Annotated in this window: 16 protein-coding genes; 8 read left to right on the top strand and 8 right to left on the bottom strand. The window is 40.7% G+C overall.

Translation table 11 applies throughout. From position 1 onward, the window contains the following. Positions 1 to 603 precede the first annotated feature (603 nt). Both HWQ41_RS00680 and HWQ41_RS00675 read left to right on the top strand, forming a co-directional pair. Entirely contained in the window at positions 604 to 1410 is an 807-nt protein-coding gene (locus HWQ41_RS00680; RefSeq protein WP_292758858.1) for a hypothetical protein, read from the top strand. Continuing rightward, a complete protein-coding gene (locus HWQ41_RS00675; RefSeq protein WP_292758855.1) occupies positions 1374 to 1856 on the top strand; it encodes a DUF3598 family protein in 483 nt (160 codons plus the stop codon). The genes HWQ41_RS00680 and HWQ41_RS00675 overlap by 37 nt, the downstream gene beginning before the upstream one ends. Before the next feature lie 141 nt (positions 1857 to 1997). Here the strand turns inward: HWQ41_RS00675 and HWQ41_RS00670 are convergent, their stop codons facing one another. Both HWQ41_RS00670 and HWQ41_RS00665 read right to left on the bottom strand, forming a co-directional pair. Next, positions 1998 to 2375 carry a hypothetical protein gene (locus HWQ41_RS00670; RefSeq protein ID WP_292758852.1) on the bottom strand — a complete coding sequence of 126 codons (378 nt, stop codon included), beginning with the start codon at positions 2373 to 2375 and terminating at the stop codon, positions 1998 to 2000. Between the two features lie 766 nt (positions 2376 to 3141). After that, on the bottom strand, positions 3142 to 3723 hold the full coding sequence (locus HWQ41_RS00665; RefSeq protein WP_292758849.1) for a hypothetical protein: 582 nt from the start codon (positions 3721 to 3723) through the stop codon (positions 3142 to 3144). A gap of 324 nt (positions 3724 to 4047) precedes the next feature. On the opposite strand from HWQ41_RS00665, the gene HWQ41_RS00660 reads away from it, so the two are divergent. Together HWQ41_RS00660 and HWQ41_RS00655 are read left to right on the top strand one after the other, a co-directional pair. Continuing rightward, complete coding sequence (locus HWQ41_RS00660) at positions 4048 to 4194, top strand: hypothetical protein (protein ID WP_292758846.1); 147 nt, start codon at positions 4048 to 4050, stop codon at positions 4192 to 4194. A 321-nt stretch (positions 4195 to 4515) separates the two neighbouring features. Beyond that, positions 4516 to 4794: a hypothetical protein gene (locus HWQ41_RS00655; protein WP_292758843.1), complete on the top strand. Its 279-nt coding sequence runs from the start codon at positions 4516 to 4518 to the stop codon at positions 4792 to 4794. Between the two features lie 382 nt (positions 4795 to 5176). On the opposite strand, the gene HWQ41_RS00650 is transcribed toward HWQ41_RS00655, so the two are convergent. From HWQ41_RS00650 to HWQ41_RS00625, 6 genes are all read right to left on the bottom strand, one after another. Next, the gene (locus HWQ41_RS00650; protein ID WP_292758840.1) at positions 5177 to 8854 is read right to left on the bottom strand and encodes a plasmid replication protein, CyRepA1 family; all 3678 of its coding nucleotides are present in this window, start codon (positions 8852 to 8854) and stop codon (positions 5177 to 5179) included. After that, positions 8851 to 9114 (bottom strand): hypothetical protein, encoded by a 264-nt coding sequence (locus tag HWQ41_RS00645; RefSeq protein WP_292758838.1) that lies wholly within the window; start codon positions 9112 to 9114, stop codon positions 8851 to 8853. The genes HWQ41_RS00650 and HWQ41_RS00645 overlap by 4 nt, the downstream gene beginning before the upstream one ends. Further along, positions 9111 to 9386 carry a hypothetical protein gene (locus tag HWQ41_RS00640; RefSeq protein WP_292758834.1) on the bottom strand — a complete coding sequence of 92 codons (276 nt, stop codon included), beginning with the start codon at positions 9384 to 9386 and terminating at the stop codon, positions 9111 to 9113. The genes HWQ41_RS00645 and HWQ41_RS00640 overlap by 4 nt, the downstream gene beginning before the upstream one ends. Positions 9387 to 9801: 415 nt before the next feature. Next, complete coding sequence (locus tag HWQ41_RS00635; RefSeq protein ID WP_292758831.1) at positions 9802 to 9954, bottom strand: hypothetical protein; 153 nt, start codon at positions 9952 to 9954, stop codon at positions 9802 to 9804. Between the two features lie 268 nt (positions 9955 to 10222). Then, positions 10223 to 10846, bottom strand: coding sequence for a Uma2 family endonuclease (locus tag HWQ41_RS00630; RefSeq protein WP_292758828.1), 624 nt, complete (start codon positions 10844 to 10846; stop codon positions 10223 to 10225). Positions 10847 to 10956: 110 nt separating this feature from the next. Beyond that, positions 10957 to 11220, bottom strand: coding sequence for a hypothetical protein (locus HWQ41_RS00625; RefSeq protein WP_292758826.1), 264 nt, complete (start codon positions 11218 to 11220; stop codon positions 10957 to 10959). A gap of 283 nt (positions 11221 to 11503) precedes the next feature. Here HWQ41_RS00625 and HWQ41_RS00620 point away from each other — a divergent pair, with 283 nt between their 5' ends. The 4 genes from HWQ41_RS00620 to HWQ41_RS00605 all read left to right on the top strand — a co-directional run bounded on the left by HWQ41_RS00620 (position 11504) and on the right by HWQ41_RS00605 (position 14124). Then, entirely contained in the window at positions 11504 to 12034 is a 531-nt protein-coding gene (locus HWQ41_RS00620) for an HTH domain-containing protein (RefSeq protein ID WP_292758823.1), read from the top strand. After that, positions 12034 to 12288 carry a hypothetical protein gene (locus HWQ41_RS00615; RefSeq protein WP_292758820.1) on the top strand — a complete coding sequence of 85 codons (255 nt, stop codon included), beginning with the start codon at positions 12034 to 12036 and terminating at the stop codon, positions 12286 to 12288. The genes HWQ41_RS00620 and HWQ41_RS00615 overlap by 1 nt, the downstream gene beginning before the upstream one ends. A 155-nt stretch (positions 12289 to 12443) precedes the next feature. Continuing rightward, positions 12444 to 13133 (top strand): hypothetical protein, encoded by a 690-nt coding sequence (locus tag HWQ41_RS00610; RefSeq protein WP_292758817.1) that lies wholly within the window; start codon positions 12444 to 12446, stop codon positions 13131 to 13133. 199 nt (positions 13134 to 13332) lie between these two features. Beyond that, positions 13333 to 14124: a hypothetical protein gene (locus HWQ41_RS00605; RefSeq protein WP_292758813.1), complete on the top strand. Its 792-nt coding sequence runs from the start codon at positions 13333 to 13335 to the stop codon at positions 14122 to 14124. Positions 14125 to 14172 lie beyond the last annotated feature (48 nt).

The raw sequence follows: 14172 nt of genomic DNA, 5'->3' as shown, positions 1-14172 counted from the left end.
GGAACTCACAAAGTATATAGAACAATCTGCGTAATTGACTACGCTGGTGGCTATATAGAAAAATAATTTCAGTCTGGAATTGGGGATAGGAATATACCTGGCTATTTGGCATTGAGCCAAGATGGAGTATTGATTAATTGATAACTGTTCGCAATTACTGTACAGTGGCGCGTCTCTCAACGAAAAAATGGGGATCAGAGCGTAGTAGACTGTCCATAATATGACGCGTACACCGGACACGGCGTCACCGTGCCAAACTGGGTAAATTGTACGCGCTTGGCTGAAACTAAGATGCGCCACTGCCACCACAAGCACTCTAAAACTTTCAAACGCGATAATACGGCGCTTAAAATCTGGCTTTTTTTGCTGTGTTTTTTTATACAGCAAAGCAGCGCTTTAAAGCACTCTTGGTTTTAATATTTTTTCCTGACTGGTTTCTCCGTAGGTCAGGGATTTTTAACGACGCTTTGGCTTATTCAACCGCCTTGATGGTTACTAGACCGTTCGAGGTTTTGCAATCCCCTTTACCGTGGGCAGTTACACGGTCGATCGTTGGCTCACTGTACGCATTGAAGGCATTCAAACGCCGGGCATTAAGCAGCCTTGCTCAGTCGATTCTACCTTAATTTGGTGGAAATATATGCGATCGCTAATAGCTTTTTTGAGAATTGCCAACAATTAAAAGTTGCACCTCTGTCCATCATCGACCAACTACGGGAAAAACTAACAAAGGTGGCTGAAACCCTTACTACGGGCTTAATGTCCCATTGGGACATACAAGTAGTTCCCAATGGGACATACAAGAACTGCCCACCCGGAACTACAAGTAGTTCCCAACCGGACATACAAGTAGTTCCCAATGGGACATTACCCCAGGACTCAATACCAGAGCCAGTAAGCGTCCTAGACCCCTCAGAGAATACGGCAAAAAATACATCAAATACTTCTCATGTGAGTACACAGGCCGGGGCGGAAAACACACACATTGAAGACCAAAGCTTAGATTTTTTTCCCGGAAAAAAAAATAAAGAGGCCGATCAGGGGTTCGTAAAAACAGTAGAGGTAGACGTATTACAAGATACTCAGCAAGAAACGCCGGATCGAGGATCAAATTCTCAAGGCCAGAATTGTATTTTCATGAAGGGAAATATTCCGGGCGGCGCGGGCGGCGAAAATTTTGAAATTGAAAAAACCCCAAATTGGGTACAGGAGCTTGAGGACAAAGTACGCTCAGGTAACACTCTGCCGCGCTCAGAACTGCTGGCATTAGCAGAATATAGGCTAGGAGACTTGGCGAGTGTTTACCGCGAGTCTGGGCGCGTTCTAGACGCAAGTCCGAATGATATCAAGCCGGAGTTTATAAAGTTTTTGCAGTGGTATGCGTTCAATCGACACCCGGACATCAGTTGAGTGATTTTCAGGTTTTCCCTAAACATATTGGCACTTGGTCAGGCTATTGGATCAGAATGGATGCTAATGCTCAAGAAACAGAACGCTTTGAAGCAGAAGTTACACAAAAGATAGTTGATAATCAATGGCTACAAACCAATACTTACCATTATGCTGACGGTAGAATTGTCACTAACAGTTTTGTTGGTAAGGTAATTAGTAATGATGAAATAGAAATAGAAGCTGTAGATGTTCCTGCATGGGAAAATTACACCACTATTGCCCGTGAACATGGAGATAGCATTATTATTTTTAATGTCTGGAATAAAGCAACGGGACAATTATTTGCAACGAAAATGATTAATCTTGTAAATAATGATAATAAATGTCGCACTAGCCAAAGTTTTACAGAAGATGGCAAATTGAAAGGCTTAATGTTGATAGTTGAGAAGCGGATTTCTAGTTGAAAAGTTGATGATGAATTAGACGTGATTTTTAGTATAATTTTATTTCGCCAAATATTTAAACACAAAAGAATACAGCTTGAAACGTATGGCTTGTTAATTTGAGCAAGTACTGAAATACACCAGTACTGAATGCGTAAACGTTCAACAGCCAGTACTTCTTCTGTTTAAATCTTCGCGCTTCCAAGGATCAGTTTCTACCTCCGTTAAGGGTCGCACGGTGATTGGATGAATCCTCAATTGCGATGTAGAGTCACCGTCCACAGAAGTGATGTTAATCAAATCCAGTAATTCTTGTGGACTCATGGCAGGATTAGAGCGGATACAGTCCATCAAAGATCCTGCAAATTTTCGTTGACGTTGCTGCCAATCATGCGGGTATGCTCGGTCTAGAAACCATTCCCAAATTGAAGTGTCGGACAGCATGTGTTCGGCAATCTCTAACTCAGATTCCGCTTCCACGACGATAAAAGATGAGTCATACACACCTTCATCGATTACGCAGGTAATCAAAAATAGCATAGCATCACAGAACCCTAAATTCTATGTGGGATTCAGCCGGGATATCTGCAAAATTGGACACGTTGTAAAATTCTGTAACGGACATCAAGCCAAACCCTTGATATACGGTTGTTTCAATCCCAAGCTTTACTTTATTTCTCCAGTTGAAACATTCCCAAAAATGATTGTTTATGGGCAAGCTTGAGGGGTTATTGGGGTGAAGAGTTGATTTTACCGTGCAAAATTTTGATTGTCCAATATTATTTATGGGCAAGTTAGTAAATCAATAAAATACGCTCTGCAATAAAAATTTACAACGTGTCCCAATTTGCGCGTATCCCGGCTGAACCCCAAAATCAACTCTTCGTGCTATTCAGTCTCTCAAACTTGCCTATTAAGAGCATGTCAGTTGCGAAGTCGAAGTTTTTAAGAACTTTGAGCCACCTATTACACGTAATGGCTCAAAACTGGAACGCGATCGCTAACTTTCATGTGTTGTTCTTTAGCCCCACCAGCGTGACACGTCTTGGATGGCTAAAGCTGTATATTTCACTGCTTGTTGACCATCTAGAGTAAACATAACAGGAGTTAATGCGTTTATATCACGGAGTAAGTTTGGGCGAGTGTGAACAGATAAGATGTGAAGGGTGTCTCGCCAGTGATCAAAAAGTGGAGTTTTTTGTATTTGTGAAAGTTTATCAGCCAGACTAGGGGTTCTGGTAGCAATGGAACAGGAATGTACGTTAAGCCCAAGATACTCAGAAAAGTGACTACATACAAATGAATATTACTTACGCTTCATCCACAACCCAATAGCACCAGCAACTACTATACCACCTAATGAAAGGGGTTCAGGAACAGCAATGGGAATAACATTCACATCATCTAAAAATAAATGTTCAGGATCATTCCGAACACCAAATTTCACTTCTGTAGACGCTGCTGTTGCTATAAAGTTAAACGAGTATTTAGTGTAATCTAAAGGGTTGATGTTAATTTCATTGAAGATGTTATCTCCATTAATAAATATCTGAAACTGATTTGGAAATGCATTCTGACTCTGATTTTTTAGAAACAAATTGAGTTCGTAAGTTTGACCAACTGTTGTAAAGATATTCTGCGACAGAAACCCGATGCTGCCAATAGGGCCTAAGGAGGCATAGTAATTACCACTGTGGGAATTAAGATCAGGACTAGAATAAATGCGAGAATCTACAACTCCACTATAAGTCAAATCAGAAGTAGTCCATCCTGTAAAATCTCCCGTTTCAAATCCCCCATTCTGGATGATAGCTGCTTGTGCTATGGAAGTAGACGCACCAATAACTGTAATTGCAGCAGTAAGAAAAAATGAGGAACCTATCTTCATAGCATTTATTCCTATTTATTTAAGTATTGAGATAAATTTGAGCAGGCAATAATAGCTTGCTCTTATTGTTTATAGAACAAAAAATACATTTATCAAAGGATAATAATGCGTTATTTATTTTTGTAGCTAAAGAAAAATTAGATTTTATCAAATCTTCATTAATTATTTAATGTGTAAAGATTGCATAAATTAATCTTAAAAAATGCCTTCGATTTATTGATTAGGATCGTGGATTAAAGATTACACGTAAGGGTTATTACGTGTAATGGGCGCGTCAAAGGATTGATCCGACGTTAGGCGATAGTCTCCGCAAGCGATGAGATCGTGGTAACAATCCAGACATCCAATCGCTCCAAAGCGTGGACTGTTCCCAGCGACCAAGCTGAGGAGCAAATCACGGTTAAGGGCTTTAACTCCTACTCCCCCGCGCCGAGTTGCGATCGCTTGGCATTGGCAGAGACGACCCAGTAGGGTAGCTGGATGCCTAAGTCAGGGGGGTGACTTCCTGGCTTAGGCATCCAGCTAGCAACATGAATTAGTTATGAGAATCTAGGTTATTAGAAGTGCTGTTCTGATAAGTAATGTCTTACCAGGACAAACATATCCCTCTCAAAGGCGGAATTGTCATAAATGGGTTGACTCCGAGCGATCGCACAGAGCCACGATAACTCCCTTACATTTACTCTGGTGAAAGTGTTGTTAATTTTTCCCAAAATGGGAAAATCCAGTTTTTTGGCTAGTCATGGCAATTACAAAAGTTATGCCTATTGAAAATTTTAGAGCATAACTTTTATGACCGCGCTAGTGGAGTTTGGCTCCCGGCGTAATTGCCCGCTAAGAATGCGATCACTAACCACTGCCACCAAACATTTTTTCGCTTCTCAATTTTTCACAGCGCGATCGCTAACTCCTAACTCTCTATTTTTCCCAGTGGCACGGACGCACCGCCAACTCTTGGAGACGCTCCGCAAACGGCATCGCTGTACTCGTTTGACAATGCTGGCTTTTATACAACTTTTGGTAGTCACCACTGAAAATAACCTCATTTTGTATCAAATTCTGATACCGTAGTCACGCGCTCTATATAAATAGATATTAATCATCGTGACTACCAAACCATGACTACCAAACCCCAAAACCTCCAATTACTAATCAGAAGGTAACGATATATCGGTAGTCACGCGCTCTAATAAATAGATATTAATTATCATGACTACGCACTAACTAACCGTGACTACCAAATCCAGAAACTAAACTCCCATCCTTAAATTGATTTGGTAGTCACGGTGAATCTAGCACTGATAAAATCGGCTATAGACTGCCTCTCTGTACTTCGTGATGATTGGGGCATTGTTACAGTCAAAATCCCCTCCAAGTTGATACTGAAGGGGTGTGGATGCGAAAGAATAGAGAATGCTAATGGTCGGGAATTTCTGGACTAGGTATTTCGAGATTACGCGATTGCTACCCAGTCACAGGCAACGGATTTACACCCACAGGCAAAGTTAACGGCAACGTGCCAGCGATTTGAGTACACATTCCAAAACGGCTCACTATCAGCGACCCCAATGGCCTCGCCAATTTCTGAAACTGTTTCTTTATAAAACCTGCCAGCATCCTGTAATCCCTGCTGCAATTTCAATTTTAACCCAGCCCATACGGGTAATTGCTTATCAGTTTCTTCGCTGACCTCTGACTTGCAATCTTTGAGTTCAGCTAACTTAATTTCTTCCAGAGTAGGTAGTGATGGCTGTTGTGCAACTGCGATTTCCTGTGTTTTCTGTTCTGTGTACTGATCTTCTAATATCGGAAGCTTATTAATTTCAGTTTCTGCAACTGCTGACAATTGGGAAGATGAAATTATTGTTTGTGCTTGTGCTTGTGCTTGTGCTTGTGCTTCCAGTTTGGCGGCGGCTAATTTTTCCCTAGTTAGGATATCGCGCTCTACCCATGCCGTGAAAACTTCCTCGCGGCGATCGCTAATGGGAACAGCGCGACCATCTACTAAAATCAGATGCCCCTCATCATCTTTTTGGAAGTCTGGGGCAGCGACACCGTAAATCCAAACTTGGTTGCCTCGTATTCCTTCCCGCCGTAACCGGGGAAATTTCCTCCCAGTAAGAGACGCTAGTTTTTGACAAACTTGCATTGGGGTCTTCAGTTTCCCAAAAACATTACTTTTAGCACCAAGAATTAAGCTTAAATCGTATTGATGAATTTTTACTTTTTCAAGTGTTGTTTGTGCTAATGGGTGATTGTTGCTCAATCCGTCTGTTTCTAGCAGTTCTTCGTAATTAATCCAGTCTAAAGCATCAATTTTCTTACCAATAAGGGTTTTATTCGTGTCGGGAATGAAGTAATCACCATCGCCATTTTTCAAAGCGGTAGACATGACATTTTTTTCCCTATCCGGTAGAAACTCTCTACCCAAGCCAAGGTAGTAATGTAATCGAATTAAAGAATACCAGCCTTTATCATCTTTCTCTACTAATTCTGAAGTAACGGGAACGCTATAACGCCTTTCGAGTTCACCTTTTCTATGTTGTAGCTGTTCTACTTCAGTTTTACAGTTTTGCTTATCTAGCCTCAAATACTGCTCATCTGTAATGCTTTTAGAGTCGGTTACATTTTCACAGTGTCCAGCATATTCTTTTTCGCAGGTAGCGTAAATTTCTTGCTTGGTAATTTCTACTTCTGCTGGTTCTGGCAATTCATCTTCATTTATCTCACAGATGATATGCCCCTCATCTTTTAAATCAGCAATAATTTGCTTAGAATACTTGTTCATACCATCGTTGATGATTGCTCCCAACTTAGCCCAAGTATATATGCAGATGCTCTCAAAATTTCCTTCTATTGTTTCCTCAAATCCGAATTCAATTAGTTTTTTGATATTAGCTTTATTTTTTCTGTACTCACCTGATAGCAATCCCTTTACACTATTTGAGCCATTGCCTACCCTGTTAATTCCTACCGGAGCAAGCCAGATATAACGAGGAACTGGAGGACGGTAGCGCGATAAGTGCTGTCTGACACCATCGGGAGTTTGTACACCTTGAAAAATCCCAAAAACACAATCAAAATGTTTCTCTTCAATTGATACCCCAGTCTCAATTGTTGAGGTTGTCAAAATTAAATCATAATCTTTAATTACCTTATTTAAATCGCTTGTACATCCAAAAGCTGGATGCTGAGGGTCAGCTATAGTTTTAGAATCAATTCGTAAAATTCTTAGGTGTGGTAGGAGATTTCTATAGTATGCCTCCAAGTTACGAGAACCCCATTTAGAATTAGCCTGTTGTCCAGATAAAGCAACAAAACACTTCTCCCGATTTTTTAGCTTTTGGGTAAGGAGTTTTACTAATTGTGCTGGATTTTTACCTGTGGCTAAATTTATCTGCCAAGGTTCGTTAAATTTAAATGTGTTTTCAACGATAAAAGTGTCAATCTCTTGTCCTAACAATCCTTTGATAAAGTCAATACCAATATCGTTTAAATCAGCATCGGCAATGAATATTTTACCACCATAATTAACAACATTAAGTAGCACCTGCTTGAAGTTTTTTATTATGGCTACTCTATCGCTCTGACAAGTCGAACTGTTCAATAAATGCCAGATTAACTGCATAATTTCATCTAGAATCAACCAGCACCCTTTCCATTCATCAGGGTTAAACTTGGCTTGGCTTTTTGGATGTAAGCTATCAATACACAATCCCATACCGAAGCGTGAGCCTTCCGCAGTTTCTCTAAGCTCAGTAACAAAAGGTAATCCCAATTTATTTACAAGATCGACTCCCAACTGCACCCGATGAACGAGGATCAACACCTCTCTCTCACCACTGCGAATTATAGGGTCAGTTATCCATTGGAAGAAATGAGTTTTACCCGTATTTTTTGGTGATTTGATAGCGATTAGCTGCTTACCTGATGGAATTGCCAACTCACCCAAATAACGCTGATTTAAGCTCAAGTCTGGAATATACGTGAGCCGCCTTGACTGTTTGGTGTGCCACTCATCCAATTTGTAGGCATCGCAGTAAATAGTATCAAATTGCTCACGACCGCAAGCGGCTATGACATCATCAACTCCTTTACCTAATGCTGAATGCCAACCCATTACTTTAATTTCACAGCCACGCAAAGATAAAAGCTTGGCAGTTTTAGCGATCGCACTATTTACGGCTCGAATTGTCGTGCGTTTCACATCGGCATCAAAGCAAAAGTAAATTCGCCGCCCTGGTTCAGCAAATACCGCTAACTGTGGGATAAGGTATGGTTCGCCATTATTCTCGCCGTATTCATCCTTGGGTTGGCGGCGGCCTCCCCATACTCCGGGTAGTCCGATCGCAACGTAACCACAAGATAAAATTGCAGCTGCTTTTTTAGCACCCTCGCAGATAATAACGGGAATTTGGCTATTCTCTCTTACCCATAGCCAAAAATCACTGTAGTGTAAACTTTTGTAATTGTCTGGTAATGCCACATCGTAGCGGCGGCTAATTAATTCCCAAATCCGAGCGGGAATTCTTAAAGCAAAAATTTCTGTGTCAACTTTTGGGGGATGCTCATACTTAATTGTCTTGCTGCTATCCTGACCTGTCCTTGACGTGTTGGGCTTTAAGCATCCCCAGAGGGAATCTGCCCCAGTGAGAATATCAACACCACCGCACCACCAACCACCATCAGCTAAATGGTCATACCGCCTCATATCCCCATCGCGTAACCGTCCATCATTGCGGCGGCTGATTTTATCGGAGTAGAGAAGATATTCAAAGACTTCATTGCCTGAGAGCGATTTGAAGTTAAGCCCCACTATTTCCGGGTCAATTGCACTTTGACACCACTCTTGATAGTGAGTTCTTTGACACCACTCTTGACAGTGAGTTGGTTCAAAATTTTCTCTGACTGGGAAAGTATAAGGTGCGAATGGCAGTACTTGAATTTCGCTATTATCTCCATCGCCTTGCGTCTTGTCATCCTGGCTGGACTTTAGTCTTGAGATTTCGTCCAAAACCCTTGGGGCATTTTTCCGATTACCTCGGCTGTTGACTATTCTAAAAACCTGCCTTAGTTCTTGGCGTAGCGATTTTTTGGGTGAGGCTATTTTGCCGAATCCTTTGTGATTCATGCTGCCACCCCCTTATTTACGGTAATTTTTCCCAAAATTGGGAAAACTTTTGATTTCTCAGATGGCGATGACTCTAACTTTGGCGCAGAATTAATCAATATTAAATGTGCGATTTGGATTGCAACTGCCGAGTAATCGAGCAAAGCTGTATCGCCCTCAATGCCTCTAATCTTCTCTCCTGTCGGATTCCACCAATCGGGTGCATTAGTCCAACTACAGCGATCGCCTATGTTGAACTCTTGGTTGGGTGATGCGCTCATGCTTTCACCTCCCCAGGATTTACAAAAATAATTCCCATTTTGGGAAAATCTTTGTTCTGCGATCGCCTTAATTTATCTAGTTTTTGCAGGGCAAAGAGCAGATTGTAAAACCTCCTCCAAACTACTACCCAGTAAGGATTCTGAGGCTTTGGTGGGTTTAGATAAAGTTCTGAAAGCCTTTGTATTTGGTTCCAGTAAAAGTAATTACGGACTTTTTTCGATAATCTCAGAGTTATCGAAAGCCTGAAATGGCTGTTGGTGCTAGCTTGCATTGTTTTTCAGCTTGGTTTTTGATTCCCGAAATTGATGAAGTGAGGGGAAGCAAATACCAAATCGGCACTAAAAACTATCTTATTTTTGGTTGAAAACCAAGAAAATTAGATTATATTTAGAGATATGGTTTGGTGGTATTTGCCCCCAATGCAGAGCGCCTGGTATCCCTCGGTTGAATTTTTAGATGATTTCTAGCCTGGCAGCATTGAAGGACATCTTGAAAATTCGTGGAACCAGTACGCTCCAAGTTTTGAACGCAACTGAATTAGAGCTAGTTAGCTCAAAATCTGTTGAACCGAAGAATCTTTACTAGTACCTCCTCAGACTAGTACTGATAAACTACAGAAAGCACTTTTAGTATAGTATAGAATCTTCATATCTAAGATCAGTATATGGAGAATTTATTGTGTCAATTTAACAGCTATCTTTTCTGCTTTTAATATCAGTATTATTTTGATTGCCACCTCTTTTTTTTAGAGTGGTAAAATTTATTTTTTCAATCGCAATTTGCTCCATATCTTTTAGTCTTTGTAATAGTACTTTTTGTTTTTCCTCATCAACATCCATTCTCCGGATGTATTTTTCTGTGGTTGTGTAGTTACCAATATATAAGCTAATCCGGCGCGGGGAGCCAGTTTGGTCACGGTAGCTTTCCGCGTGGTAGTAGTAAGATTTCTTTCCTTTGACCAGGCACGTAAAATACATAATCTCACGATTCGCACAGTAAATAAATAAAACGGGAATTAATTATTTAATTAAAAAAGAGATTTAATTAAGTTGATGTACCTCAGTATTCGTAAGGGCTTCAGGTATTTTGTTCGGAAAAAAAAGTCGCTTAAATATTACCAGCATTAAAAATCTGCTCTGCGGTTAAATTAAATTCCGGGAAAGTGGGTGAAATAATGCTATCGCTTCCACGAAACAGATTGAGTTGATATTCCCCGTCAGATAAGGAATAAATCGATATTGTAGGCTGTTTGGGATTGCCGATAAATCGCCTGCCACCCAGTGCTGCGTAATCTACAATCCAATATTCCGGGATGCCAATTTCTTCGTAACGGCCCAGCTTCGTGAAATAATCGTCTCTCCAGTTTGTACTCACAACCTCTACTACCAAGGGGATTGACTCTGCTTGAGTAAGAGTGGATTCTTTTTTCCACAGAGGTTCATTTACTACATTAGGGCGATTTAACAACAGCACGTCTGGCAAATAAGCTGATTCGCTTTCTGTTGGTTTTACCAATCCGGTTTTGGGGCAGCCATAAGGTAGTTTCAGGCGGGTGTATTCTAAAATAAATCTCTCGATTAAAAATAAAATAATTTCCTCATGATCGCCTGTTGGTGGTGGCATCTCGATTACTACTCCATCGTGTAATTCGTAGCGTTTATTTGAGTTGTCAGGGTATTTAGCGATAAATTCTTCAAACGTAACTAGTTTTCTTTGTAGGGCTTGAGTCATTGGTTAATCCTCAAAGTGAAACTGATATAAGCTGAAAATCACTAGAACTACTGAGAAAGTAGATTATGAATTAATTATCAAAAATATTTATTTCTAAATTTTGATTGTAATCACTCGTCGCTTTTGTCGTTATCCCATCGCCTCTCTAGTTCTTCTACACTAATTCCTTCATAAGCAGCGATTTCTTGCATTTGTCGATTAATGCTATCAGTGTTGGACTCCAAGCGACTTGAGATAATTTGTCCTCCGTAAGTAGTGGGTGCCCTGCCATGAATTTTTGCCCAATTCCGCAGCTTTCGGAAGTCATAACGGGAAATAGTTATATTGAGTCGCACGTTATCTTTATCAGCCATAATAACCAGCCAATCCTGCATAATCATCATCTCCTACACTTTGCAGTTAGTCTAGAGTGTATTTCCAGTACTCTATTTGTATATTACACTTGACAGTGCTTATAGAGTAACTGTAGAGTTACTTTATATCAAGATTCCATTAATCTTCCAGTAACTATTCCACCCACTTACCAGTTAAAACCATTGATTTAGAGGGCTTTTTCGGTATTACACCACTGGAAACCAGTGGAAAGAATGCCAGTATCTGGAAATTCCACTTTCCACAATTCCCAAATTGGGAATTCCACTTTTAGGGGTCTAAAAGATGAAAATTAGTATTCGTCAACTTGCAGAAGAAGTCGGAGTTAGTCACACCACACTCCGAAATGCGATCGCGCAATTAGAGTCAGAGTTAGGTCGCCCGATTGGAGAATCACAGGGTAAGGGGAAGCCTACTCTACTTGATTTAGAGTCACAGCGACTGCTACGGGCTAAATTTTGGAATGGTCACAAGTCTATGCCTAGCAAGGAAAAAGTCAAGTCTGTAAATGTTGAAATTGTTCAGTATCAGCCATCTCTTAGTGAAAAGTTGTCAGCCCAAAACTCAATTCCAGCGCTTTCTCTAAAGGTTAAAACTACGGCTGAAATTGTTCGTTCGGTGATTGAGTCCGTGAGTATGGATATGGATACATCGAATAGAAATGCCCAAACTCTAAATGAGGCAGAACTCCGGCAAGCAATGGAGCGCGGCGCTTTGAACGGCGCACGGCTATTCCAGGTTGAGGAGCAAGCCAAGATGATGGCAATTCAGCAGTTGCAATTGAAAAAAATCGAGAAGCAAGAATTAAGCGATTAATGCCTCAAGCACAACCCCAAAAATTCGATGAAATTCTGGCAGATTTAACTGAACATTTAAAATCGCAAGACCACGATGAAGACTCAATTAATTTTGTAGTTGAGATTTTAAAGGCAGCGAATGAAATTGCACCAAAGCAATGCTCAAATACTTCAGCCCAACTACTAAATCTCCGAAAGTCAATCCCTGACTGCTTTAACCTCAACTCTGAAATTGCACCAAAGCAATACTCAAATACTTCAACTCAACTCTGAAATCTCCGAAAGTCAATCCCTGACTGCTTTAACCTCAACTCTGAAATTGCACCAAAGCAATACTTAAATACTTCAACTCAACTCTAAAATCTTTGAAAGCCAATCCCTGACAGGTTTTATCCCAACTCCTAAATCCATACTTTCTAGAAAATATCATGGTTTCCACCGCCGAAAAAACAATTAAACCACGCGCTCGTAAAAATAAAAAAAATTCAGAAGTAACCAAAATTTCAATTGCAGAATCGGCAGAAAAATTAGGTGTGTCCGAGGAATTTATTAACGCGAGTGTGCAAGCCATCTACCCAAAAGGCACTGCTGAAATTACCTTAAATGAATTTCAGGCGATAGCAGAAGCCTTACAGTCAAAGCTTCGAGAGCCACAAGCTGATGAAAATTTGGTGACTAATAGTCCATCTCCAGAGCAAGCTCCTGAAAATTTAAATCAGGAAATTCAACCAGAATTAATTAGTGATAGCCCGGCTGATTTAATTACTGATGAACAGTCTGATTTGATGAGATCGGAGTCAGATGAATTATTAGAGCAGCGAGAGCAAATTAATTTGGGAGTGGCTAATTCTCTTGATTTTATTAAGGACTACGCCATTGCTGTAGATAAGATAACTAGTGCATTGGCTTATGTCAGTGCCAAAAAAGCAGCAAGTGATTTTGTAGAAATTTATTCTGCTGTTTTTCAAAATGAGATTGAAAATTACCTCGATAATTTTGCGGCTGAGGTATCTAGCGCAGCCAAGCATATTAATCAATCGAGTGCTGCTAAGGATTTTTTGGAAAAAAAGGGAATATTCCCAAAGTACAGGCGGCCCGTAAAGGAGATTCTAGACTGATTCCTTGGTTTGTTGTGAGTGTGCTAGCAATGCTTTTCTTTGCAAGCTTTGCTATGACTCTTGCTGTCCGTGGCTATTACACACCAATTCAACCGACTGAGCAATTTCAAAACAGTCCCTAAAAAAAACAACTGTATGGTCGATGAAACCTAGCAGTCGTGTCTCGTTAAAAACATAACCAACATTCTAAACAATGGCAATGGCTACTCAAAAATATTCAATCACAGATCCAGATGGCTCTAAAGCTAGGGCTAGGGCGGCTAGGGGAAGTAAAAAAGCACTAACTGACCCAGGTGGGGAAGAAGCACGGGCTAAAGCTGCTAGAGAGGTCGATGAAAGAGCAAGAGCGCGTCTGCAAGAAAGGTTACAGGCAGTGGGAACGCAAACTACTACAGCATTAGGTTCAGTTGGTGGTTCAGTGTTTAATGGTCAATCCAGCAACACTCGTACTAGAGAGAGAAAAACCCATGATGCCTATGGTGGGTTAACTCTCCCAGTGTTTGACCCTAGCCAACACCTTGCAAATGATTTATTTACAGATAGCAGTGGCTTGTCCAGAACTACCAAAGCAGAAGCGGACTCGCTCATAGAGTCGGTAGAGGAAAAGCGTCAAACTATTCGAGTAGTAGCAGCTAACTTAGACTTAAACACCGACATTCTGAAGGCTGGTACTAAATCTCAAAAAATGAATCAAAGTGCAATTGACTTTGGAATTTCCAATATCAACACTGATACAAAATTAATCGACTTTGATTCTGCCTTAACCAGTAATGAAATTGCTGGAGTCAAGCTAGAGCAGAATCAGGAAAAATTATCTCATGAGCAAGTGACATTAGAAGGACTGCGGAACGAAACAGATCAGCGAAGACGGTTTTGGCAAGAGAAATATGAATTGGGCGAAAGCCGCATTCGGTCGGTGCAATTGGCGCGTTATCAGTTGGATCTGAAAATTGGCAGCATCGACACAGAGGCTACTAATATCGTTGATTAAAGTCATGAGTAGCGAATTTCAGAGATTGAGAAACACTGCAATGATTGG

This window comes from Nostoc sp. NOS(2021) (assembly GCF_017115025.1).
Lineage (GTDB): Bacteria > Cyanobacteriota > Cyanobacteriia > Cyanobacteriales > Nostocaceae > Nostoc.
This window is presented reverse-complemented; position numbering and strand designations above follow the sequence as displayed.

Bases quoted from the DNA above. Each gene is read 5' to 3' on its own strand.
- HWQ41_RS00650 (WP_292758840.1), bottom strand. From the start codon at position 8,854: ATGAATCACAAAGGATTCGGCAAAATAGCCTCACCCAAAAAATCGCTA.
- HWQ41_RS00665 (WP_292758849.1), bottom strand. From the start codon at position 3,723: ATGAAGATAGGTTCCTCATTTTTTCTTACTGCTGCAATTACAGTTATT.
- HWQ41_RS00655 (WP_292758843.1), top strand. From the start codon at position 4,516: ATGACCGCGCTAGTGGAGTTTGGCTCCCGGCGTAATTGCCCGCTAAGA.
- HWQ41_RS00645 (WP_292758838.1), bottom strand. From the start codon at position 9,114: ATGAGCGCATCACCCAACCAAGAGTTCAACATAGGCGATCGCTGTAGT.
- HWQ41_RS00670 (WP_292758852.1), bottom strand. From the start codon at position 2,375: ATGCTATTTTTGATTACCTGCGTAATCGATGAAGGTGTGTATGACTCA.
- HWQ41_RS00640 (WP_292758834.1), bottom strand. From the start codon at position 9,386: ATGCAAGCTAGCACCAACAGCCATTTCAGGCTTTCGATAACTCTGAGA.
- HWQ41_RS00615 (WP_292758820.1), top strand. From the start codon at position 12,034: ATGCCTCAAGCACAACCCCAAAAATTCGATGAAATTCTGGCAGATTTA.
- HWQ41_RS00605 (WP_292758813.1), top strand. From the start codon at position 13,333: ATGGCTACTCAAAAATATTCAATCACAGATCCAGATGGCTCTAAAGCT.
- HWQ41_RS00625 (WP_292758826.1), bottom strand. From the start codon at position 11,220: ATGCAGGATTGGCTGGTTATTATGGCTGATAAAGATAACGTGCGACTC.
- HWQ41_RS00630 (WP_292758828.1), bottom strand. From the start codon at position 10,846: ATGACTCAAGCCCTACAAAGAAAACTAGTTACGTTTGAAGAATTTATC.
- HWQ41_RS00610 (WP_292758817.1), top strand. From the start codon at position 12,444: ATGGTTTCCACCGCCGAAAAAACAATTAAACCACGCGCTCGTAAAAAT.
- HWQ41_RS00620 (WP_292758823.1), top strand. From the start codon at position 11,504: ATGAAAATTAGTATTCGTCAACTTGCAGAAGAAGTCGGAGTTAGTCAC.
- HWQ41_RS00635 (WP_292758831.1), bottom strand. From the start codon at position 9,954: ATGGATGTTGATGAGGAAAAACAAAAAGTACTATTACAAAGACTAAAA.